Consider the following 23,518-nt stretch of genomic DNA (forward strand, 5'->3'; position numbering starts at 1 on the left):
TGTCTATGCGGTGATATTTCCGGGTGATTTCTGATGCGGGGGTAAAGCGATACTATAGACGGGTGTCTACCCGCCTAACAAACTATTTCCTCAAGACTCTCCGCGAAGATCCCTCAGAAGCCGAGGTGATTGGCCACCGGCTCCTGGTGCGCGCAGGTTATATTCGCAGGCAGGCCCCCGGTGTTTTTGCGTGGTTGCCGCTGGGGCTGCGGGTAAAGGAACGTATTGAGCGTATAGTTCGAGAAGAGATGGGCGCCGCGGGTGCCCACGAGGTGCACTTTCCCGGGTTGCTCCCGCGTGAACCCTATGAGGTTACCGGTCGCTGGAGCGAATACGGCGACAATCTTTTTCGTCTGCAAGACCGCAAGGGCGCGGATATGCTGCTCGCTCCCACACACGAGGAGGTATTTACCCTCCTGGTAAAAGACCTTTATTCGTCATATAAAGATCTGCCGCTGTCAATCTTCCAGATTCAGGATAAGTACCGGGACGAGGCGCGGCCGCGTGCGGGTCTGCTGCGTGGCCGCGAGTTCACGATGAAGGATGCTTACTCTTTTGACTATACGGACGAGGGCCTCGAGAAGAGCTACCAGGCGCAACGAGACGCCTACGAGCGGATCTTCAAGCGCCTGGGTCTTGAATACGTGATTGTTCGGGCGGACGCCGGGGCCATGGGCGGTTCCAAGAGTGAGGAGTTCTTGCACCCCACCCCCGTGGGCGAGGACACCTTTGTGCGCTCCGCTGGAGGGTATGCGGCCAATGTTGAGGCCTACACCACGATCCCGCCCGCCGCGATTTCCTACGTGAACGCGGCCCCGGCCCGAGTGCTTGCCACCCCAGATACCCCCACCATTCAGACTCTGGTGGACCGGGCGAATACAGACCATCCTCGCGAGGACGGTCGACCCTGGACGGCCACTGACACCCTGAAGAACGTGGTTTTTGCCCTCATTTACCCCGACGGTAGGCGAGAACTGGTGGTGATTGGTGTTCCCGGTGATCGTGAGGTAGAGGAGAAGCGGCTTGAGGTCGCTTTCCCCTCGGCCGAGGTTGTTCCCGCCACAGAAGAAGATTTTGCCGCTCACCCCGCCCTGGTTCGCGGGTACATCGGACCGTGGTCCGAGGAGGGGGCGGTGTTGGGTGAAGAATCGGTAACGGGTATCCGCTATCTTCTTGACCCGAGAGTCTCTGAGGGAAGTTCCTGGGTGACGGGGGCAAACCGCGAGGGTGCTCACGTGTTTGGCTTGATTGCCGGTCGCGACTTTGTGTCCGATGGCGTGGCGCAGGTGGCAGAGGTGCGCGACGGGGATCCCGCCCCCGACGGTTCCGGCCCGGTGGAGCTTGCTCGCGGCATGGAGATTGGCCATGTCTTCCAGCTCGGGAGCAAGTACGCCGAGGCCCTTGACCTTCGGGTGCTTGACGAGAACGGCAAGCTGGTCACGGTGACTATGGGGTCCTATGGCATCGGGATTACCCGTATCCTGGCCATTATTGCCGAACTACACAACGACGAGCGGGGGTTGATCTGGCCCCGGGCCGTGGCTCCCTTTGATGTGCACGTTGTTGCCGCGGGTAAGGATCCGGCGATTTTTGAAGTTGCCGAGAGTGTTGTTGCGGGCATTGAGGGTTCCGGTTATGAGGTTCTTTTTGATGATCGACCAAAGCTTTCACCCGGGGTGAAATTCGCCGACGCAGAACTGATAGGTATCCCCTTAATCGTTGTTGTGGGGCGTGATGCGAGCGAGGGCTTTGTGGAGCTGTGGGATCGTCAAACAAATGAGCGTTCGAGGGTGGCCATTGCGGATCTTCCTTCCGCACTCAAGGCGGTCTAGTCTCGATTTTTAACCGGAAGATCACCACCTCACCTGTCCGTGTAGCTGTGTTCCGGCTGTTAGTGGTGTTGGAGCGGTAAAACTTCAGGTACCGTAGTTGAAGTAGCGCGCGTTTTTTTACGAGCGCTCGTAGCAGACATGACACATATGAATACAGAGGAGGCCAAACGTGGAAATCGATCTCACCGTTTTGCGCATGATGGAACGAGAGAAAGACATCCCTTTCACAGAATTGGTCCAGATCATTGAGCAGGCCATCCACACGGCCTACATTAAACACACGGCCGAAATCGATGCTGTTCCAGGGGAGACCCCGACGGTTCGTGTTGTACTCGATCAGAAGACGGGCCACCTGGCTGTCTTGGTGGAGGAACGCGACGAAGAGGGCAACGTTATCGGTGAGGTTGAGGAATCAACTGAGGAGTTTAGTCGTATCGCCGCTTTTGCCGCCAAGCAGGTGATCAATCAGCGCCTTCGTGATCTTGCGGACGATGCCGTTCTTGGAGAGTTCCGAAATAAAGAGGGCGATATTGTCGCCGGTGTGATTCAGCAGGGCCCCAATCCGCGTATGGTGCACATCGACCTGGGTACGGTAGAGGCTATTCTCCCGCCCGAGGAGCAGGTTGTGGGTGAGGAGTACTCTCACGGCGCGCGTATCCGGGTGTATGTTACTGCCGTGACCAAGGGAATTAAGGGTCCGCAGGTCACTGTCTCCCGAACCCATCCGGGGCTGGTACGCAAGCTATTTGCGCTTGAGGTTCCCGAAATTTCAAGCGGGGTGGTCGAGATTGTATCGCTTGCCCGAGAGGCCGGACATCGCACAAAGATTGCGGTACGAGCTAACGACCCCGGTATCAATGCAAAGGGGGCGTGTATCGGTGAGCTGGGGCAGCGGGTTCGTTCCGTCACGGCCGAGCTTAACGGTGAGAAGATCGATATTGTCGACTACTCAACCGACCTGCCCACCTTTGTCTCTAACGCCCTCTCGCCGGCTAAAGTGACAAGCTCTTTTATTCTTGATGCTGCCGCTAAGCAGGTGCGAGCCCTGGTTCCTGATTTTCAGCTCTCGCTCGCCATCGGCAAGGAAGGGCAGAACGCCCGTCTAGCCGCAAAACTTACGGGTGCCAAAATTGATATCCAACCGGATTCGATTTTAGAGGGGTAGATTGACACGCTTGACGCGTCACCTGAAGAAGCGCTCACGAGTGAGATTTTTGTGAGCGCTTTCGACGCGCATCAAGGTCCGATGAGTCGTGTGTCAAAAAGTCGGTGGGTTGTGATTTGGAGTGCGCGGGTGGGGCACGGATTGAGTCGCCTGCACAGGATCGAGACGGGCGGTACGCGCACGCGTGGGCTGCAGGAATTTTAAGATTAGGATCATACACGGGGTAGGAGAGTGATACGATGGTTCCGGTAAGAACGTGCATTGGGTGTCGTGCTCGATCCGAAACAAACGTCCTCCTAAGAATTGTCTCCGTTGATAACACTCTTGTTGTTGACGAGGACGCTGTTTTACAGGGACGCGGTGCGTGGATCCACCCCACAAATGCGTGTTTTTCAATGGCGGTGCGGCGTAAGGCTTTTGGTCGTGCGCTCCGTCAGTCGGGAACCCTCGACACACAACCACTAGAGAACAGGCTGAACGGCTAATGGAAAACTAATGAGCGGCTCGAAATGAGAACCGTCCGTTTATAATGGTCTGCGCCTGCCTGGGCGTGAGACCCCAGACAGGAGAAAAGTGGCAAACCCACGCGTACACGAAGTCGCCGCCGAGATGGGCGTCGATAGCAAGGTGGCACTTGCAAAACTTAAAGAGATGGGTGAGTTCGTTAAAGGACCATCCTCAAGCGTCGCACCGCCGGTAGCTCGCCGATTGAAGGCTGCCCTAGAGGCAGACGGTGCGGGCAAGAAACCCGAAGAGTCCGCAAAACCCGAGACATCGAATGCCGCACAAAAGCCTGCGGCAGCTAAGCCGGGTGCCGCTAAGCCTGCGGCCGCCAAGCCCGGTGCTAAAAAACCCGGTGCCACTCCCGGGCCGATGCCCGTCCCGCCCGGATCAGCTACTGAGAAAAGTACAGCCGAGCAGGTTGTTGATGAGGCTGCTCCCGAACCGACGCAGGCTAGGGTAGAAGCTCCCGCGGAGTCGGCATCAAGCTCCCAGGCGCCCGCAAAGGTTGAAGAAGCTCCCGGAACCGGATCAAGTGCTCCGCGCCCCGCGAAGCCGGGTGCTCCGCGCCCGGGTAATAACCCGTTTGCATCGAGCCAGGGCATGGGTACCCCCCGCCCCGGTGCTCCGCGCCCGGGTAATAATCCGTTTGCATCGAGCCAGGGCATGGGGGCGGCTCGTAAGCCCAACCCCGGCAACATTCCGCGTCCCGTTGCGCGTCCTCAGTCAACCGGCACGCCGGGTGGCGGTCGCCCGGGTCAGGGTCGTCCTGGCGGTTCGGGTCGTCCCGGTGGCGGCGGTCGTCCTGGCGGTCCGGGTCGTCCCGGTGGTTCAAACAACCGTCCCGGTGGCTTTACCGCCGCGCGTCCCGGCGTGGGAACGGGGGCTGGAGAGGGCGCTCCGGGTCGTACTCCGGGAGCAGGCTTCGCCGGTCGTCCCGGTGGCGGTGGTCGTGGTCGTGGTCCGGGCGGTGGAACCGCCGGTGCTTTTGGTCGCGGCGGCGGCCGGGCCAAGTCACGTAAGTCGAAGAGAACAAAGCGGCAAGAGTTTGAGCTGCGTGAGGCACCATCGCTCGGCGGTGTGAGTGTACCTCGTGGTGATGGCTCAACGGTTATTCGCCTTCGTCGCGGTGCTTCTATCGCAGACTTTGCCGACAAGATTGATACGAGTCCCGGCAACCTCATAACGGTGCTTTTCCACCTGGGTGAGATGGCCACCGCAACCGAGTCACTCGACGAGGCCACGTTTGAAATTCTGGGTGAGGAACTGGGCTTTAAAATCCAGATGGTCTCTCCCGAGGACGAGGATCGAGAGCTGCTTGAGGGCTTTGATATCGACCTGGATGCCGAGCGCGAAGAGGAGGGCGACGATGTTCTCGTTCCCCGTCCTCCGGTCGTCACCGTTATGGGACACGTTGACCACGGTAAAACCCGTCTTCTGGACGCTATCCGTAACGCGGATGTGGGTGAGGGCGAGGCCGGTGGCATCACCCAGCACATTGGGGCTTATCAGGTAAAAGCCCTTCACGAGGGTGCCGAGCGAGCCATCACTTTTATCGATACCCCCGGTCACGAAGCATTTACCGCTATGCGTGCCCGCGGTGCCCAGGTCACAGACATCGCGATTCTTGTCGTGGCTGCTGATGACGGCATCATGCCTCAAACGGTTGAGGCTCTGAACCACGCGCAGGCGGCTAATGTGCCGATTGTGGTGGCGGTAAACAAGATCGACAAGCCCGAGGCCAACCCGGCCAAGGTTCGTCAGCAGCTCACGGAGTACAATCTGGTTGCAGAGGAATATGGTGGGGACGTTATCTTTGTTGACGTTTCAGCTCGCGAGGGCACTGGTATCACCACCCTGCTTGATGCTGTCCTTCTGACGGCAGATGCGGGCCTTGACCTGCGTGCCAATCCCGACAAAGATGCGCGCGGCGTGGCTATCGAAGCCAATCTCGACAAGGGCCGCGGTGCTGTTGCAACCGTACTCATTCAGTCGGGAACCCTGCGCGTGGGTGATGCCATTGTTGCGGGAACCGCTTTTGGCCGCGTTCGTGCCATGCTCAATGAGCACGGAGAAACGCTGCGTGAGGCTGGACCGTCCCGTCCCGTTCAGGTGCAGGGACTCTCAACGGTTCCTCGTGCCGGTGACACCTTCCTGGTTACGGAAGAAGATCGCACCGCCCGTCAGATTGCCGAAAAGCGTGAGGCGGCGGAGCGTAACGCTCTGTTGGCCAAGGCTCGCAAGCGGATCAGTCTTGAAGACTTCACCCGTGCGCTTGAGGACGGCAAAGTTGAATCTCTTAACCTCATCCTCAAGGGTGACGTCTCGGGTGCCGTTGAGGCCCTCGAAGAGGCACTGCTTAAGATCGAGGTTGACGATTCCGTGCAGTTGCGCATCATCCACCGTGGAGTGGGAGCCATCACAGAGTCCGACGTTAACCTGGCCACGATTGACAGCGCGATCATCCTTGGATTCAACGTTCGCCCCGATAGTAAGGCCCGCGAGCGCGCGGCCCGCGAGGGTGTCGACGTGCGTTTCTACTCGGTGATCTACAATGCGCTTGAAGACATTGAGAACTCTCTTAAGGGACTCCTCAAGCCGGAGTACGAAGAGGTTCAGTCGGGTGTTGCGGAGATCCGCGAGGTGTTCCGCTCCTCCAAGTTTGGAAACATCGCCGGTGTCCTGGTGCGTTCGGGAACAATCACCCGAAACGCCAAGGCCCGTGTCATCCGTGAGGGTGTTGTGGTGGGAGACAACCTGGCCATCGAGTCGCTGCGTCGCTTTAAAGACGATGTCACCGAGGTGCGTACCGACTTTGAGGCCGGTATTGGTCTTGGAAAGTTCAACGACATCCAAATTGGTGACGAGATTGAGACGATAGAGCTCAAAGAAAAGCCTCGCGTATAGCCGGGCTTATACAGCTGCAGCGGTGTGGGATGTCACGGTTTTGGTGACATCCCACACACCACTGCTCGAGAATGTTGGTGTGCCCCACGGTTTTGTTGTCGATCGGCGCACGTGATGGAAGGATGAGAGACATGGCGGAGAACCCCAGGGCCAGAAAGCTGGCCGAACGTATTCAACAGATTATTGCCAAGCGTCTCGAAAAAGGTTTGCGTGACCCCCGCATGGGATTTGTCACGATTACCGATGTTCGGGTGACGGGCGATCTGCAGCACGCCAGCGTTTTTTACACGGTCTACGGTACCGATGAGGAGCGGGCGGGGAGTGCCGCGGCGTTGAAGGCGGCCACCGGTATGTTGCGCACCGAGGTGGGGCGCAACCTCACCACACGTCTTACTCCTCAGCTTGAGTTCATTTTGGACGGTATCCCCGAGAACGCGAACCATATTAACGAGCTTTTGCGCACGGCCTCCGAGCGTGACCGTGAGGCAGCGCAACTCGCAGCGCAGGCAGAATACGCGGGGGAAGCGGACCCGTATGTTAAGCCGCGTGAGGAGCCGGTAGAACCTGGCGACCAGGATCCGGGCGAACGGTAGTTTCGTGTTTCGATGATTGGGGCTGGCGTGAGTACTCCGCACCGTGAGCGGCGGTGTAAAACTTGTATAGTGCCAAAACCCAATTTGCTGACTTAACCCCGGTTTGAACACACGTTCAGTGTGGATTTTAGTCGGTAGTGCTAAAACACAATCGTCTGGCCGGATGATTTTAGCGTGGGAAGCTTCTGCCTATGATGGGTGTGTCATCATCCGAGACCCCCAGGAGAGAACATGAAAGCAAGAATATTTGCCATTCTAGGTATAGCAGCCCTATTGTCAACGGGTGCGGTATCCGCTAACGCGTTAGAATCGGGTACCTCCGTTCCCCCCGCAGAATCCGAAGTCAAGCAAACCTCGACACAGCTTATTGCCGTGGGTCGTGGTGATCTTGGAGAAGTAACGGTTGTGGTGCCCTATCGTTCTGCGGTGGTGGGAGACGATCTGTTCCGGGGTAAGACAATTACCCTCACCGCGCCCGATGGTTCTGTTTTTGAGGCTGTTTATACAGAATCCCGACACAATATTGGTGAGTTTAAGATTTTTGGAGAGCTGCCAGAGCGTGGGGTAACCTACTCGCTGAGCACCGATGGTTGGCTCGCAACGGGTTCTCCGTCTGCGATTGTGGGTGGACAGCCTCTCCCCGGTGACTGGGTATTCACCATTCGCTGGCCCCTGTAGGGTGGCACGTATCTGAGATATAACTACCTGTCCCCACCCCGGGAACTGTTCCGCAAAAGTTGGACCAGCTCGCCACGGGGTGGGGACTCATGTATTGACCGGTAGTCGCAGCGCTGTACCGATGAGGCCCCGCGAGTGTGGCGATGAGGTTATGCACGGTCGCAGGCCGGCTCTGTGAGGAGAATCGTGCGTGGCACAAGACGGTAAGCTTGAGGGGTGAGCATAGAGATAGAGATTGGACGCGCAAAGCGTGCCCGCCAGGTCTACGGTTTTGATGATGTGGCGATTGTGCCCAACCGACGCACTCGTGATCCCGAGGTTGTATCAACCGCGTGGAGGATCGACGCGTTTCACTTTGACACCCCCTTTATCGCAGCCCCGATGGACTCCGTGGTGTCTCCACAAACCGCAATTGCCATCGGTCAGCTGGGTGGCCTGGGCGTCTTGAACCTTGAGGGCCTGTGGACTCGATACGAGAATCCCGAGTCTGTGCTTGAGGAGATCCGTGAGCTTCCCGCAGATGCCGCCACCGTGCGAATGCGCGAGATTTACTCGCAGCCTATTAATCCCGAACTCATAACGGCGCGTCTAGCTCAGATTCGCGAGGCCGAGGTTCCCGTTGCGGGCGCTCTTTCGCCGCATCGAACCCAGGAACTATACGAGACGGTGGTCAACGCTGGGGTAGATCTTTTTGTTATCCGAGGAAACACCGTTTCCGCCGAGCACGTTTCTAACGACACAAAGCCTCCGCTTAATCTCAAAAAATTCATCTATGAGCTCGACGTTCCCGTGATCGTCGGTGGGGCTGCGACCTACACCTCTGCGCTACACCTGATGCGCACCGGTGCGGCGGGCGTGCTGGTTGGATTTGGCGGTGGTGCAAGCTCTACGACCCGCGCTACCCTTGGTATTCACGCTCCGATGGCCACCGCTATTGCCGATGTTGCCGGTGCTCGTCGCGACTATATGGATGAGTCTGATGGCCGCTACGTGCACGTTATTGCCGACGGTGGGCTGGGTAGTTCGGGTGACATCGTGAAAGCAATTGCCTGTGGGGCGGACGCGGTAATGCTGGGAACCGTCCTTGCCCGAGCAGAAGAGGCGCCCGGGGGAGGCTGGCACTGGGGGCAGGAGGCTTACCACGACGACCTTCCCCGAGGAAATCGGGTTCATGTGGGTACGGTAGCCCCCCTGGCGGAGTTGCTTGACGGCCCCGCAAATGTGGCGGACGGCTCGGCCAATCTGCACGGTGCCCTGCGTCGTTCGATGGCTACCACCGGTTATAGCGACCTCAAGGAGTTTCAGCGGGTTAACCTGGTGGTTCGCCCGCGTTCGTCACCATAACTTTTACCGTCACGAGTACCGCTGTCGGCTTGGTAGAATTATACGAGCTATTAATGTGCCACTAGGGAGTTAACCATGGCTGATGTGCAACGGGTAAAGCTCCCGGGTGTAGGAATCCTCCACACATTTATTACGGGTGACGGCGGAAAAGTGGGTGTGATCACTCACCGATCGGGTCATAGCGACCTGATCACCTTTTCCGATGAGGATGACGACGCAGACGCCACCAAGGTGTCTCTCCGTTTAAACGAGGACGAGGCACACACCCTGGCCGAATTGCTCGGTGGCACTCGAATCACCGAGTCTCTCTCCGTGCTGGAGCAGATGCCGGGTTTAAGTATTGACTGGTTTACCGTGGACTATGAGGATCACATCGCGGGCAAGCCCCTGGGGAACCCCGCGGAACACGGAACGGTGGGACTCACTGTGGTGGCCGTTGTGCGTGGTGACTCGGCCAATCCCGCGCCGAGTCCCGAGTTTAAGGTTTTCCCGGGAGATACTCTGGTCGTGGCGGGTAGCCCGGAGAAGGTTGCAAAGGCTTTTCACTTTTTCCGCACCGGTGAGCTAGCCGCTAAATCGACGACGGGGTCTGCCGGTGTTCCGCCAGGCTGAGCTACACGTAGGCCCCGACCTTATCAGCGTGGGGCTGATTTTTATCCTGGCGTATATTCTGGGGCAGCTCGGTAAGCGTATTGGTCTGCCAAGCATTCCCATCTACATGATTGTGGGACTTCTTGCGAGCCCGTTTTTTGTGTGGTTTCCGCTCGACTTTGCCTCTGAGAACATCCAACTTCTTGCGGTGATGGGCCTGGTGCTACTGCTGTTTAGCCTGGGGCTTGAGTTCGATCAGGACGAATTCTTTGGCAACGCGGGAAAACTTCTTATCTCCGGCGGCTCCTACATCCTCATTAACATGGGTGTGGGGTTGGCCTTTGGTTTTATGGTGGGGTGGGGAACCCGGGAAGCACTCATTATCGCGGGTATGACGGCAACCTCTTCAAGCGCTATCGTGACCAAGATGCTCATTGAGACCAATCGCCTGGCAAACCGAGAGACCCCCATGATTTTGGGGGTCACGGTTGTGGAAGATATTTTCCTGGCAATTTATTTGGCAATTGTTGGCGTGGTGCTGAGCGGTGAAACCGATGTGTGGGCCGTTCTGGGCAAGCTCGGTATCGCCTTTGCCTTTCTTGTGCTTATGTTTGCCATCGCCCGTTTTGCGGGTAAACACGTATCGAGGCTGTTTCGGACTAAAGACGACGAGCTTTTTACGGTGTTCTTCATCGGTCTAGCCTTTGCCTTCGGCGGGATCGGCGAGATACTTGGGGTCACGGACGCGATCGGAGCGTTTCTGATCGGTCTGGTGGTTGGTGCCACCAAGTACCACGTTAAAGTTGAGCAAATTACAATACCTCTCCGAGATATCTTTGGTGCGTTTTTCTTTGTAAACTTTGGTCTTACTCTCAACCCGACCACGTTTGGAGCGGTTCTTGTTCCGGTTCTTGTTGCGGTGCTGATGACCCTCATTCTGAACCTCATCGCCGGGCAGTTTGTGGCGTGGCTTAATAAGCTTGGGGTGCGCGAGGGTTTTAACACCACCGTTATTCTGCAGAATCGCGGTGAGTTTGCGCTTATCCTGGCCACGCTCTCCCTGGGGGCCGGCTTAGACCCGCGGATTCAACCGTTTGCGGGTATGTATGTGCTTATTATGGCGGTGCTGGGGCCGATTATGGTGGTGTATTCGGAACAGATTTTCCGGGTGATCTTCCCCTGGGAACGGCGGCGCCGAAACAAAAAAAGGGCCAGAGAGCGCCTCCTCGCTGCCGAAATCGAGCTGGTTGATGCGGCGGGAAGCTCCGATGTTTCTGCGGTGAAAAAAGCCGTAGAGAGCGTGATCTCGGCGAATGCTCGTGATGAGAGCGAAAAAGTTTATGGGCACGAGAGCAATACAACAGAGTTAGCGGGGGAAGGCTTTAGCAGTGGCGGGCAGGGAGCCTCCCCGCTGGATGGTCTGAGGCCTGCCCCGTCTCCTACTGGGGGCTCTTCTCGTGCGAAGACCGGCGGTGATGGCGATAGTGATAACTTCCGCCCGCGCAGAGAGCGAGAACCTGATTACTAATATGCACGATACCAAAGACAAGCCGTCCGCCCAGCACTCCACAGCAAGTGTGTCAGGATCTGGGGCGCAGCCCACTTTGCGGCAGGTGATGCTTCGTCCCCGTTGGATCGGAGCCCTCATCCTGGCGATTGCGGTCGCGGGTGGTTTTGCCTGGTTGGGTAATTGGCAATTAGAGGCAGCGCTCGTGAACCAGGAAGTGAGCCAAGAAAGCGCCGAGCGGGTGCTTCCATTGAACGAGATCACCGAGCCGGGTACCGCCGTGAGCGATGCTGCCGCCGGTCGGGTGGCAACCGTCACCGGCTACTTTGTTTCGGGAGATTTTGGTACGGTGGGGAATCGTGTGAACTCCGGAGAGATCGGTTATTGGGTGGTGGGTCACTTTGTGACGGAGGGGCCGAAGCCGAGCAGCCTCTCGGTAGCGCTCGGCTGGACCTCCACGAGTGCGGAGGCCGAGGCTGTGGTCACGCGACTGCACACCGCGGGGGAATCGGTGCACACCCTGGAGGGGCGCTACAGCGTTCCCGAAGGGGGAACCGTTCCCGCTGCGGACGAGAACCCCTTTGACGTTCTTTCAATGCTACCCGCGCAGCAGGCCAACCTGTGGAATGCCGTTGATGGCCCCGTTTATCAAGGGTTCCTGGTCTCGCACGAGAGCGTTCTTGGGCTTGATCCTATAGATTCGTTCCCCCCGCTGCCCCCGCAGTCTGTCAACTGGCTCAATCTTTTTTATGCTGCGGAGTGGATTGTTTTTGCCGGGTTTGCAATCTACTTCTGGTATCGACTCACGCGTGATGCTCTAGAGAAGGAGATAGACCTTCTTGGGCAGCAATCCACCCCGCCCCGCAGTGCGCGCGCTGCGGATGAGCGGGTAGACTAAATATTATGGCTCTTGAACCGCGTCCGGCTGATTATCCGCGCATCCGCAAGGCACTTTCGTTTTATAAGATCACGTCCGTCATCACCGGTGTGATGCTTCTTCTACTGTGCTTTGAGATGGTGTTAAAATACGTTTTCCACTACGAGATATTTGTGGGGGGGCCCAACGGGCTGCTGACGCTCGAACAGGTTCTTGTTGACCCCGAAGGGGGGCTCACCTCCAGCATGACAAGCGGGTATAACCTTTCCATGGGGATTTTGATTGCTCATGGTTGGTTCTACGTGGTGTACCTCTTTAGCGATTTCCGTCTCTGGAGCCTCATGCGCTGGCCCTTTATGCGTTTTCTTGTGATCGCACTGGGCGGGGTGGTGCCGTTCCTATCCTTCTTCATGGAGGTTCGTATCGCGCGCGAGGTAGACGCATTCCTTGCCGAGTCGCCACGCGAAAAAATCGACGTTTTACCCCTGTCAGAGACTCAAACGGAGGCTTCCTATTAATACTCAGCTGTTGGCGGTCAGTTCACGTCCGGTTCTTGTTGTTGATTTTGGTGCGCAATACGCTCAGCTTATCGCGCGTCGTGTGCGTGAGGCACACGTTTACTCAGAGATTGTGCCCCACACCGTGACTGCCGCCGAGGTAGCGGCAAAAAACCCGCTGGGCATTATTCTGAGTGGGGGACCCGCAAGTGTTTATGCGGAGAAAGCACCGCGTCTAGACAGCGAAATATTCAGCTTGGGCATCCCCGTTTTAGGTATCTGCTACGGCTTTCAGGTCATGGCGCAGGCATTGGGCGGAGTTGTTGCGCAGACGGGTGAGCGTGAATACGGGGCAACCGATGTTGCTATTGGCGAGGGCGGGGTGCTTCTCCACGGTCAGCCGACCGAGCAGACCGTATGGATGAGTCACGGGGACTCGGTTGTTACGGAGCCCGAAGGATTCACCGTCCTGGCTCGCACGACAACCACCCCCGTGGCAGCTTTTGCCCACGACGAGAAGCGTTTTTACGGGGTTCAGTGGCACCCCGAGGTGAAACACTCAGAGTTTGGGCAGAGTGTTTTAGAAAATTTCCTCCACCGCGCGGCGGGTATCGCTGCCGAGTGGAACTCCGGGAACGTGATCGCCGATCAGGTGGCCGCTATCCGTTCCCAGGTGGGCTCACGCAGGGTCATCTGTGGCCTTTCGGGTGGGGTTGACTCTGCCGTTGCTGCGGCTCTTGTGCACCGGGCGGTGGGAGATCAGCTCGTGTGTGTGTTTGTAGATCACGGCCTGTTGCGTCAGGACGAACGGCGTCAGGTTGAGGAAGACTATGTGAAGGCTACGGGTGTTCGCCTGGTTACGGTTGACGCCGGGGAACAATTTTTAGGTGCTCTGGCCGGGGTAACCGACCCCGAGCAGAAGCGCAAAATTATTGGGCGTGAGTTTATTCGTACTTTTGAACGGGCTCAGGCTGATCTGGTCGCGGAGGCCGCTGCAGGGGGAGACCCCATTGGTTTTTTGGTGCAGGGAACCCTGTACCCGGATGTGGTGGAGTCCGGTGGCGGAAGCGGTACTGCCAATATCAAGAGCCATCACAATGTGGGTGGACTCCCGGAGGATCTGAGTTTTGAGTTGGTGGAGCCGTTGCGGACCCTGTTCAAAGATGAGGTGCGTGCGATTGGTCGTGAGCTAGGACTTCCCGAGGCTATTGTGGGACGTCAACCTTTCCCCGGCCCGGGCCTCGGTATCCGTATTGTTGGTGAGGTGACCGCCGAGAGGCTTGAGCTGCTGCGGGCCGCTGATGCCATAGCGCGGGAGGAGCTTACCGTGGCGGGCCTTGACGATGAGATCTGGCAGTGCCCGGTTGTATTGCTCGCGGATGTTCGTTCGGTGGGGGTTCAGGGTGACGGACGCACGTATGGGCATCCCATCGTGTTGCGTCCCGTCTCCTCTGAGGACGCCATGACAGCCGATTGGACAAGACTGCCATACGAGGTGCTTGCGCGTATCTCAAACCGCATTACCAACCAGGTTCCCGGTGTGAATCGGGTGGTACTTGACGTGACCTCCAAGCCTCCGGGCACCATCGAGTGGGAGTAGGCACCGGCAGGGCTCGCACGTGGTAACCGTAACGCTCCAGAAGAAGTAAATAAGGCCGTCACAACCGTGTGTTTGCGTTCCTGCGGCTCTGTGCCGTGGTCTAGGTGAGCGCCATGAGGGTAATACCGACGTTAAACGCTATGAGGGCTGCCGTGAGAACGGTGAAGATAGAACCGAGAATTATTCCCCAGCGAGCGAGTTCCCAGCCTCGTTCTAAGTTCGTGCGGATTTGACGCTTGGCGATGACCCCAAAAACAATGCCGAGCCACCCCAAGCAGCAGATAATCGCAAGGACGGCCATGATGTTCATAGGGGCGTCCGGATCAACACGTGGTTTACCGTGTAGATCATAAGAGTCGGTGTCAGCAACAAAGGGCGCCGTCTGCGGGGCCTGGACGAGCGCCGCGAAGCTGGGCGTGGTGGTGGGATTTTCGTCAACGTGATGTGGGTCGGTCACCGATGCTTCCGCGGGTGGAAGGTACTGCTGGTTATTAGCTGACGCGGGGGTGCTGCGTAGGGCGTGAGCGGCAGAGAGCGTCTGTGCGGGGGCCGTTACTTCGTTTGGCTCCCGCACAGGAGCAACATCAAATATGGTGGCCTCACGCGGCGTTTCGCTACCCGACGCGTGGTGCTCCGGCGGAACACCGTATTGGTTGAGCCACTCAATAAGGCCGGGGTAGGCATTGGGGTGTCGCGTGATCTCCACCGTGAGGTAGGGGTGATCGTAGGCTATATCGGCTAGCTGTTCGGCCGTTGTCGAGGGGTCATTGACCTGACGGCGCGCGCTATCTTCATCGGTGGCCAATGTGACTCCTTTTGCTTAGTACCTCAAGACCCCACCTCAGCAGGCCAGAGCCTGCGCGTGGTTAGTCTCCCCGGAAGATAGCGATAAGACGCAGAACCTCGAGATAGAGCCAGATGATAGTGACCATGAGGCCAAATCCGGCCGTCCATCCGTACACACGGGGTGCCTTGGCCTCAACGCCGTTCTTAATGTACTCGAAGTCCATTACCAAGCAGTAAGCGGCCATCAACACCACCGCGATACCGATGAGGATGCCCCAGATTCCTTCGCGCATACCAAAGCCGGGGAGGACTCCAAACGCGATGAGGCCGAAGTTGAGGAGGGAGAAGAGCAGGTAACCGCCCATAGCGATCATGACGATTTTGGTCATGCGGGGTGAGGTGCGAACTTTGCCGCTGCGGAACAGCAGGAGCGTGATAGCAACAACGGAGAACGTTCCCACAACTGCCTGCGTGACGATTCCGTCCCACATGGCCTCAAACATCCCGGAGATTCCTCCCACGAAGACTCCCTGGAGGGCGGCGTAGAGAAAGTACAGGGGGACGGAGGGAGCCTTTTTAAACGTTGCGATAAGACCCACCACTAGGCCGGCGATTGCCGCACCAATGACGATGGGGAGCGAAGCAAACCACCAGCCGACAACAGCAAAAGCTACCACCACGGCAAAGAGTCCCGCGGTTTTCGCGATCGTGTCTTCGTAGGTCATGGGATCAGCAGAACCACCCACGCCCGGTTCAAACTTCTGCGTTGAGGGCTGATCGATACCGGCGCGATTGGGAGTTGCTGAGGGCTGAGAGTAGATCTTGTTGAGTTCCTCGGCAGAGAGGGTTTGGGCGTTACCGTTAAATACGGGATTGCGCGAGAGGGCGGGATTATTGCTTTGCATATTTTCACTTTCAGTTTTCTACCAAAGTCTCCTCCTATCGTAGCGGGAAGACACCGTGAAATTGCTGCGTCTTTGACAAGGCCGGGTTAATTGTGGAGGAGGACCGGCTGTGGGGCGGTTGAGATGTTATTGTTGCTCGCATGGCGATAGCGAGACACCCCCTCATCATTGGCCACCGGGGAGCTTCGGGATATCGCCCCGAACACACCGCTGAGGCCTATTCCCTTGCGATTGATCTGGGAGCAGACGTTGTCGAACCCGATCTAGTGGTAACGGCGGATGGGGTTTTGGTGGTGCGGCACGAAAACGAGATTTCAGATACGACCGATGTTGCGACGCATCTCGAGTTTGCGGATCGCCGGCGCACAAAAATAATTGATGGGAAAAAACGTACGGGATGGTTTACCGAAGATTTTAGCTGGAGTGAGCTGAGTACCCTGCGCGCAGTCGAGAGGCTTCCACGGGAACGAAAGTTGAGCGCCAGTTTTGACGGCCAGTTCCGGCTCTTACGTTTCTGTGATCTTTTGCAACTTTTGGGTGAGTGGAAGCAGAGGGGGCGCAGGGTTGGGCTGGCCGTCGAGATAAAGCATCCCACATATTTTGAGTCGATAGGGATATCCCTCGATGCTCTTGTCGCCGCAGAATTGGCGGCAGCGGGGTGGACTGATCGCTCAGAAGAACTCATTATCGAGTGCTTCGAACGACGTGTGCTCACCCAATTGCAGGTTCGGGGGGTGCGTGCGCAGTATGTGTACCTGGTGCACAGGGCGGGGAGCCCCGCGGATGAGACGGCGCAGAACGGGAAGACAAGACTCACCTTTACCTCATTTATCAAAGACGAGGGACTTGCTGAGCTTGCATCGGGTACGTCGCTCCACGCCCCGGTTCACGGAGTGAGCCTTATGAAGGACCTGCTTTTTGCGAAGGGTGCCGGCGGTAGTCTTGCCCATAGCGATGTTGTCCGCAGGACACACGACGCAGGGTTAGCCGTCTATACCTGGACTCTACGGCCTGAAAACCTCTTCTTGAACAAGAACTTTCGACGCGGAAGCGTCCTTTCGGAGTGGGGAAATTGGCGTGGTGAGTTTGAGTTCATCGTGAGCTCCGGGGTGGAGGGGGTTTTCTGCGACCACCCCGACTTGGTGAGGCAAATCCTCTCGGGAGACTCACCCGGTGACGGTGGTTCGTCGTAAACTTGTTTCACGATGACTCTTCCTCCTCTGTTTCATAATTCTCCGGATTCGCCCTCGGATCCGTCTGATGATCTTCTCAAGGGGCTTAACTCGGCGCAGGCGCGCGCCGTAGCCTATCGGGGGCCGGCCTTGCTTATCGTTGCGGGGGCGGGCTCAGGCAAGACCCGGGTGCTCACTCACCGCATCGCGAGCCTTATTCAATCGCGTGAGGCCTGGCCCAGCCAGATTTTAGCCATCACCTTCACCAACAAGGCCGCGGCCGAGATGCGCGAGCGGGTTGAGGATCTTCTGGGTGAGGCTGCCGGGGGCATGTGGATTTCAACCTTCCACTCGGCGTGTGTTCGCATTCTGCGTCGCGAGGCAGAACGCTTTGGATACCTCACGGGCTTTACCATTTACGATTCGGCAGACTCCCGGGCCCTGCTGAAAAGAATCATTAAGAGTCTCGACCTTGACCACCTGGGTCTCACCCCGGCCGGGGCTGCCGCGCGTATTTCCCAATTGAAAAATGAGCTTGTCGACGCAGACGCCTATGCGCGCACGGCCAATCTGTCCGATCCGCGGGAGCAGGCGCTCCTCGAGGTATTTCGGCGGTATACCGCCGAGCTTACCCGGGCAAACGCTTTCGACTTTGATGACCTTATCGCCCAGGTTGTCTATCTTTTCCGTTCCTTCCCCGAGATAGCTGCGCTGTACCAGCGTAGATTCCGCTATATTCTTGTAGACGAATACCAAGACACTAATCATGCACAATACTCGCTGATTCGAGAACTCACACGTCCGGTCGAGCCCGAGGTTGTCGCCGCCGCTGCGTTTGAGTATGCACCGCGCGACATCGCCGAGGACGGTTCTATTCCGGGCGCGAGTCTCACCGTTGTGGGAGATTCCGATCAATCGATTTACGCGTTTCGGGGTGCGGACATTCGCAACATCACCGAGTTTGAGCGCGACTTTGCCGGGGCCGAGGTGATCCTTCTTGAACAAAACTACCGCTCCACACAAAATATCCTCACCGCTGCTAACTCCGTGATTGCAAATAATTTTGATCGTAAAGAGAAAAATCTCTTTACAAACGAGGGAGACGGCGAAAAAATTGTTGGTTTTACGGGATATTCGGGCCATGACGAGGCCCGTTTTATCGCGGACGAGATCGAGGATCTCAGGCGCGATGGTCTCGGGTATAAAGACATGGCAGTGTTTTACCGTACAAACGCCCAGACGCGCGCTCTCGAAGAGATTTTTATCCGCGAGGCCATACCGTACCGTGTCCTGGGAGGCACAAAGTTTTATGAGCGGGCAGAGATAAAAGACGCCATCGCCTACCTCATCACACTGGCCAACCCGTTTGATGAGTATGCCCTCAGACGAATATTAAACACCCCCAAGCGGGGAATCGGCCCCATGACAGAAGCGCAATTGGCGGCCTTTGCAGAGGAGCAAAACATCTCTTTTCGCGACGCAATGCGCCGCGCGGGAGAGCTTGGTTTCGGCCCTAAGGTGCGGGGGGAAATCCTCAAACTTTCGGGAATCCTTGACCACGCCACTCACATGGCCCTGGAGGGAGCGGAACAGCTTGCAGACACCCTTGACGACGAGGGGCGCACCACACCCGAATCGCTCGGGGTCAAGACCACCCCGCTGAGCGATATCCTGGGCTACCTCATGGCTGAGACGGGATACCTTGACCTGCTGCGCAACAGCAAAGATCCGCAGGATGAAGCCCGCGCAGAAAACATAGACGAGCTTCTTGCCGTCACCAAGGAGTTTAGTCGCAATAATCCGGCGGGGACCCTCGTGGACTTTCTCACCGAGGTCTCTCTTGTCGCCGCTGCAGACGACCTAGACGACAGCAGCGGGACGGTATCACTCATGACCCTGCACACGGCAAAGGGACTGGAGTATCGGGCCGTGTTCATCACCGGGGTAGAAGAGGGCCTTTTACCTCACCAAATGTCAGCGGAAGAAGCCGGAGGACCCGCCGAGGAACGCCGCCTGTTCTACGTGGGGATTACTCGGGCCCGCGAAAAACTTTATCTTTCGCTGGCCATGACTCGGGCACAACACGGCGAGATTACGGCCGCAATGCCCAGTCGCTTTCTTCAAGAGATTCCCGCGGAGCTTATTAACTGGAAGCAGTCTCCCGGTGCCGTCACGGGCCGTGACGGCACGCAGTCGCGGGCGCTTAACGCGCCGCGAGGCGCTGCCGGATCCCGCCGCTACGGTGCATCATCGCACAGGAGGTCAAACGGCCAATCACACTCTACCGTGGAGTTCAGCTCGGGTGGCTCTTCCGCCGCTGTGTCCGAGCCCGCCTCGGGTAATATGAGTAGCAGTTTACAGCGCTGGCGGGAGGCAAAAAGAGCCAAAGCTCAAGCCGCCCGCGGCGGGGAGACTGCGGCTTTTCCCAACACCATTATGGGAAATCTTCAAGACAACAGCGACCTCGTTCTTGACACGGGTGATCGCATTCGACACAGCGATTATGGTGAGGGGCGTGTGGAAGACATCACGGGTGTGGGAACAAAACGAATAGCCCACGTGCTGTTTGACGAGGTGGGACCCAAAAAGCTTCTGATCCAAATCGCACCCATCACCAAAATTCCTGAGGTTGAATAGCAAAAAGGTTCAAAACCGTCGGTTTTAGTACCAGCCTTTTGCCTGAGAGTGTGCCCACGCTGCACAGGGCAGTTTATAACGACTGGCGATATAGGAGAGTCCCCAGAGGATCTGGGTTTGTGAGTTGGTGCGCCAATCAGCCGCGACGGTACCCATCTTGTCTCCCGGTAGAGACTGAGGAATACCATAGGCGCCACTTGATCTATTCATCGCGTCATAGCGCCAATTCGACTCTTTGTTCCAGAGAGGAACAAGACAGGAGGTAAATTGGTCGTCTCCCCAGCCACGCGCACGGACCTGTGTTGCTGCATAGGCTTTGGCTCCCGCCGGGCTATTATCAACTCCGGTGGGGGGCGGTGGCGGGTTAACCGGGGGAACTGCCGGTTGATTGCCTCCGCCTGAGCCGCCGTTACTCGGAGGCCTGCCGCCGTTTATAGGAGGTTGCGGCCTAGTCGCGGCGGCATTTCTTTCTGCCTGACGTTGTTGCTCACGGAACGCGGCCTGCTGAGCCTGCTCCTGGCGATAATCTTTTTCAACCTGTTCGGAGGTGCCCTGGAGCGTTGCAAGTTTGCTATAGAGCTCGTCTTGTTGCTGTTGCACGTTTGTTACAGCGGCGTTGGCCGCCGCACTGGCCTGCTCCGCCCGCTGCGCAGTCTCGGCAGCCGCGCGGCTGAGCTCTGCCTGTTGTCGGGAGGCGGCCTGCGCCTGCTCAGTGAGCGAGGATACCGTGTTGGCCGCGCTGGTTGCCTCAGCCGCGAGAATGGCGTTGCGAGAGGAGACCTGCTCAAGGCTGGCGAGGCGATGAAGAAAACGCTCGGGATCTGATGCGGTGAATAGTTCTGCTGTGAGTGCCTGACCCACCCGATTGGTATACAGGTCTGAGATCACAGCACCGGTGTTTCGCGTCGCTGCCTGAGCCTCCACCTTTGCCGTATCTAACTGCGCGGCGAGAGTCTGGGAGCGCTTTTCGCTCTCTGCAAGATCGCTTTGAGCGGTGACTGCCGCAAGCGAGGCGCTGACCGCTTCGTTGCCGAGCTGTCCCGCTGTGTTTTGTAGTGTGGTCAGATCTTTTTCGAGCGAAGATACCAGGCTCTGCGTCTTTGTAACGTTGCCCCGGGCCGCCAAGACATCGTCCCAACTCGGAGAGGTATTGGCTAATGCGGGGGTGGGGAGCCAGGCGGAGAAGACCAGCGGAACGGTCAGAGCGCTCGCGGTCGCACGGATGAGCGCCGTCCGTGACTGTTTGTTTTTACGGCTCACCATAGTTATCGAGCGTAACATTTTTAGGACGGCGAAGCACAGGGAAGCAGTAAACTATTGTGCATTTTCACACCGGAACAAGCGTCCTGCGTGAAGCAAGAAAACGAGAGATGTGGAAGAGGCTCTAGGGGAAAGATTACGAGATGTACAAGGAGAGACGAGTGGCGATCTCACTAGCGAAGAGACCAAGATGCCTTCCACGGGTGGATAAGGTTGCAACCGTGACGGTCAGTAAAACTTCAGGAAATTAAGCGGGACGCGAATAAGTATCGGTGGCTAAACACTGTATTGTTATTAGGCGCGGTGCGTGAGCTTTTTGTTCGAAAGCTCATATATTCCCGCATCCCACACTCACTAGTAGTGCGTTGACGCACCACAACTTTAACGTCAGCGCGAGATCATGGATTGGATAAGCGTGGATCTTTACGAGTACCAGGCACGAGACCTATTTGAAAGTTATGGGGTGCCGGTTCTTCCCGGCATCATCGCTGACACCCCCGAGGATGCCCGTGCGGCCGCTGAAAAACTCGGTGGGGTTGTTGTTGTAAAGGCTCAGGTCAAGGTGGGCGGACGAGGAAAGGCTGGCGGTGTTAAGGTCGCCCAGAATCCCGACGAGGCATACAGTGCGGCGCAAGATATCCTTGGTCTCGATATTAAAGGGCATACTGTTCAGCGTGTGATGGTGGCGGCCGGTGCGCGTATTGCTCAGGAATTCTACTTCTCGGTCCTCCTAGATCGAGCTAATCGTTCATACCTTTCGCTCACGAGCTTCGAGGGAGGTATGGAGATCGAGCAATTAGCGGTGGAGCGCCCCGAGGCTCTCGCCCGCATCGAGATCAATCCCAACAGAGGAATCGACTCGGCAAAGGCTCATGAGATCGCGATTGCGGCTCAATTTCCCGCCGAGTTGGTAGAAAAAGTGGCGTCCGTTATTGCGCAGCTCTACGAGGTGTATACGGGGGAAGACGCTACGCTCGTGGAGGTGAACCCGTTGGTTCTCACCGAAGAGGGTCACATCGTTGCTCTTGACGGTAAAGTGTCACTCGATGAAAACGCGGCTTTCCGGCACCCCAGCCACGAGACCCTTGAAGACAAGGGGGCATCCGATCCGTTGGAGGCCCGTGCAAAAGAGCTAGATCTTAACTATGTCAAGCTTGACGGTGAGGTGGGGATCATCGGAAACGGTGCGGGCCTTGTGATGTCAACGCTCGATGTTGTTGCGTATGCGGGCGAGCAGCACGGTGGAGTAAAACCGGCAAACTTTCTCGATATCGGTGGGGGCGCATCCGCCAAGGTCATGACCGACGGACTGGATGTTATTTTGAGTGACCCCCAGGTGAAAAGCGTTTTTGTAAATGTTTTTGGTGGTATCACGGCGTGTGACGCGGTGGCCAACGGTATTGTGCAGGCCCTGACAGTGCTGGGGAGCAGCGCCACCAAGCCCCTGGTTGTGCGCCTTGATGGCAACAAAGTGGAAGAGGGGCGTGCGATTCTTGCGGCGGCAAATCATCCCCTTATTACCCTGGCCACCTCAATGGACGATGGTGCCGATAAAGCGGCCGCTCTGGCCTCTCGCTAAAGCCTCACAACCCAAGGAATTGTAAAGTTATGTCTATTTTTCTTAATAAAAACTCACGCGTTATTGTTCAGGGCATCACCGGTGGTGAGGGAACTAAGCACACGGCACTGATGCTCAAAGCGGGAACCACTATCGTGGGCGGTGTAAACGCTCGTAAGGCGGGAACTACCGTTGTGCACGACGGCGGCGTTGAGCTTCCCGTATTTGGTTCGGTTGCCGAGGCCATCACAAAGACCGGTGCGGATGTTTCGATTGCGTTTGTTCCCCCGGCGTTCACCAAGGACGCTGTCATTGAGGCTATCGACGCCGAGATTCCGCTCCTGGTGATTATTACCGAGGGGGTTCCCGTGCAGGACTCAGCGGAATTTTGGGCTTATGCGCAAGAAAAGGGAAATAAAACCCGCATTATCGGGCCAAACTGCCCCGGAATCATCACTCCCGGTGAGTCTTTGGTGGGTATCACCCCCAATAACATCACGGGCAAGGGGCCGATCGGGCTTGTGTCCAAATCGGGAACCCTTACCTATCAGATGATGTTTGAACTGCGCGACCTTGGCTTTTCAACCGCTATCGGAATCGGCGGTGACCCCATTATCGGTACCACCCATATTGACGCGCTTGCAGCGTTCGAGGCCGATCCCGAGACCAAGGCTATTGTGATGATCGGTGAAATTGGTGGTGACGCCGAGGAGCGTGCGGCTGAGTTTATCAAGGCCAACGTGACCAAGCCCGTTGTGGGTTATGTTGCGGGATTCACCGCACCGGAGGGTAAAACCATGGGGCATGCCGGGGCCATCGTGTCAGGCTCGGCGGGAACCGCTCAGGCCAAGAAAGAGGCGCTTGAGGCTGCCGGTGTTCGAGTGGGTAAGACCCCCAGTGAAACGGCTCGTCTGCTTCGTGAAACCTACGCTGCGCTCTAAGGTTGCACCAAGAGACGGTTTTTACTGCGGTGCGTGGGGTGGTCGGTACTGCCCGATGGTGGGTCGCTCTGGGTTCGGGGTGTTGGTGAAACTTCACCCCGAACTGTCTGAGGGGCTCGGGCGTGTCCTCGAGTGGGAGAGACCTGTCTTTGAGGTAGTGTCATAGA

General features: G+C 57.3%; 19 protein-coding genes. 16 read left to right on the plus strand and 3 right to left on the minus strand.

Translation table 11 applies throughout. The features are described 5' to 3' along the window. Positions 1-62 precede the first annotated feature (62 nt). From FrondiHNR_RS03475 to guaA, 12 genes are all read left to right on the plus strand, one after another. Positions 63-1,832: a proline--tRNA ligase gene (locus FrondiHNR_RS03475; RefSeq protein ID WP_279353863.1), complete on the plus strand. Its 1,770-nt coding sequence runs from the start codon at positions 63-65 to the stop codon at positions 1,830-1,832. A 169-nt stretch (positions 1,833-2,001) separates the two neighbouring features. Then, positions 2,002-2,997, plus strand: a complete 996-nt coding sequence (nusA, locus tag FrondiHNR_RS03480; RefSeq protein ID WP_279353864.1) for a transcription termination factor NusA — start codon at positions 2,002-2,004, stop codon at positions 2,995-2,997. Between the two features lie 239 nt (positions 2,998-3,236). Then, positions 3,237-3,482 carry a YlxR family protein gene (locus FrondiHNR_RS03485; RefSeq protein ID WP_279353865.1) on the plus strand — a complete coding sequence of 82 codons (246 nt, stop codon included), beginning with the start codon at positions 3,237-3,239 and terminating at the stop codon, positions 3,480-3,482. An 88-nt stretch (positions 3,483-3,570) separates the two neighbouring features. Continuing rightward, positions 3,571-6,405: a translation initiation factor IF-2 gene (infB, locus tag FrondiHNR_RS03490; RefSeq protein WP_279353866.1), complete on the plus strand. Its 2,835-nt coding sequence runs from the start codon at positions 3,571-3,573 to the stop codon at positions 6,403-6,405. A gap of 131 nt (positions 6,406-6,536) precedes the next feature. Next, the gene (rbfA, locus tag FrondiHNR_RS03495) at positions 6,537-6,998 is read left to right on the plus strand and encodes a 30S ribosome-binding factor RbfA (protein ID WP_279353867.1); all 462 of its coding nucleotides are present in this window, start codon (positions 6,537-6,539) and stop codon (positions 6,996-6,998) included. A 231-nt stretch (positions 6,999-7,229) separates the two neighbouring features. Further along, entirely contained in the window at positions 7,230-7,676 is a 447-nt protein-coding gene (locus FrondiHNR_RS03500; protein WP_279353868.1) for a hypothetical protein, read from the plus strand. A gap of 222 nt (positions 7,677-7,898) precedes the next feature. Then, on the plus strand, positions 7,899-9,020 hold the full coding sequence (locus FrondiHNR_RS03505; protein ID WP_279354458.1) for a GuaB3 family IMP dehydrogenase-related protein: 1,122 nt from the start codon (positions 7,899-7,901) through the stop codon (positions 9,018-9,020). A 75-nt stretch (positions 9,021-9,095) separates the two neighbouring features. Further along, positions 9,096-9,632 (plus strand): TrkA C-terminal domain-containing protein, encoded by a 537-nt coding sequence (locus FrondiHNR_RS03510; RefSeq protein WP_279353869.1) that lies wholly within the window; start codon positions 9,096-9,098, stop codon positions 9,630-9,632. Next, positions 9,616-11,139, plus strand: coding sequence for a cation:proton antiporter (locus FrondiHNR_RS03515; protein ID WP_279353870.1), 1,524 nt, complete (start codon positions 9,616-9,618; stop codon positions 11,137-11,139). The genes FrondiHNR_RS03510 and FrondiHNR_RS03515 overlap by 17 nt, the downstream gene beginning before the upstream one ends. A 1-nt stretch (position 11,140) precedes the next feature. Then, a complete protein-coding gene (locus FrondiHNR_RS03520) occupies positions 11,141-12,016 on the plus strand; it encodes an SURF1 family cytochrome oxidase biogenesis protein (RefSeq protein WP_279353871.1) in 876 nt (291 codons plus the stop codon). Between the two features lie 5 nt (positions 12,017-12,021). Then, complete coding sequence (locus FrondiHNR_RS03525) at positions 12,022-12,513, plus strand: DUF3817 domain-containing protein (protein ID WP_279353872.1); 492 nt, start codon at positions 12,022-12,024, stop codon at positions 12,511-12,513. A 10-nt stretch (positions 12,514-12,523) separates the two neighbouring features. Further along, positions 12,524-14,092, plus strand: a complete 1,569-nt coding sequence (guaA, locus tag FrondiHNR_RS03530; RefSeq protein WP_279353873.1) for a glutamine-hydrolyzing GMP synthase — start codon at positions 12,524-12,526, stop codon at positions 14,090-14,092. Between the two features lie 100 nt (positions 14,093-14,192). On the opposite strand, the gene FrondiHNR_RS03535 is transcribed toward guaA, so the two are convergent. Together FrondiHNR_RS03535 and FrondiHNR_RS03540 are read right to left on the minus strand one after the other, a co-directional pair. After that, the gene (locus tag FrondiHNR_RS03535; protein ID WP_279353874.1) at positions 14,193-14,897 is read right to left on the minus strand and encodes a DUF4190 domain-containing protein; all 705 of its coding nucleotides are present in this window, start codon (positions 14,895-14,897) and stop codon (positions 14,193-14,195) included. Positions 14,898-14,958: 61 nt separating this feature from the next. After that, positions 14,959-15,783: a Bax inhibitor-1/YccA family protein gene (locus FrondiHNR_RS03540; RefSeq protein WP_279353875.1), complete on the minus strand. Its 825-nt coding sequence runs from the start codon at positions 15,781-15,783 to the stop codon at positions 14,959-14,961. Positions 15,784-15,923: 140 nt separating this feature from the next. Between FrondiHNR_RS03540 and FrondiHNR_RS03545 the strand changes: the two genes are divergently transcribed. Both FrondiHNR_RS03545 and FrondiHNR_RS03550 read left to right on the plus strand, forming a co-directional pair. Then, positions 15,924-16,976 (plus strand): glycerophosphodiester phosphodiesterase family protein, encoded by a 1,053-nt coding sequence (locus FrondiHNR_RS03545; protein ID WP_279353876.1) that lies wholly within the window; start codon positions 15,924-15,926, stop codon positions 16,974-16,976. A gap of 12 nt (positions 16,977-16,988) precedes the next feature. Then, the gene (locus FrondiHNR_RS03550; protein WP_279353877.1) at positions 16,989-19,592 is read left to right on the plus strand and encodes a UvrD-helicase domain-containing protein; all 2,604 of its coding nucleotides are present in this window, start codon (positions 16,989-16,991) and stop codon (positions 19,590-19,592) included. A 24-nt stretch (positions 19,593-19,616) separates the two neighbouring features. Here the strand turns inward: FrondiHNR_RS03550 and FrondiHNR_RS03555 are convergent, their stop codons facing one another. Continuing rightward, a complete protein-coding gene (locus tag FrondiHNR_RS03555; RefSeq protein ID WP_279353878.1) occupies positions 19,617-20,855 on the minus strand; it encodes a hypothetical protein in 1,239 nt (412 codons plus the stop codon). Positions 20,856-21,267: 412 nt separating this feature from the next. Between FrondiHNR_RS03555 and sucC the strand changes: the two genes are divergently transcribed. Both sucC and sucD read left to right on the plus strand, forming a co-directional pair. Beyond that, on the plus strand, positions 21,268-22,431 hold the full coding sequence (gene sucC / locus FrondiHNR_RS03560; protein ID WP_279354459.1) for an ADP-forming succinate--CoA ligase subunit beta: 1,164 nt from the start codon (positions 21,268-21,270) through the stop codon (positions 22,429-22,431). Between the two features lie 29 nt (positions 22,432-22,460). Continuing rightward, a complete protein-coding gene (gene sucD / locus FrondiHNR_RS03565) occupies positions 22,461-23,351 on the plus strand; it encodes a succinate--CoA ligase subunit alpha (protein WP_279353879.1) in 891 nt (296 codons plus the stop codon). Positions 23,352-23,518 lie beyond the last annotated feature (167 nt).

It is taken from the genome of Lysinibacter sp. HNR (genome assembly GCF_029760935.1).
In the GTDB taxonomy this organism is placed as follows: domain Bacteria; phylum Actinomycetota; class Actinomycetes; order Actinomycetales; family Microbacteriaceae; genus HNR.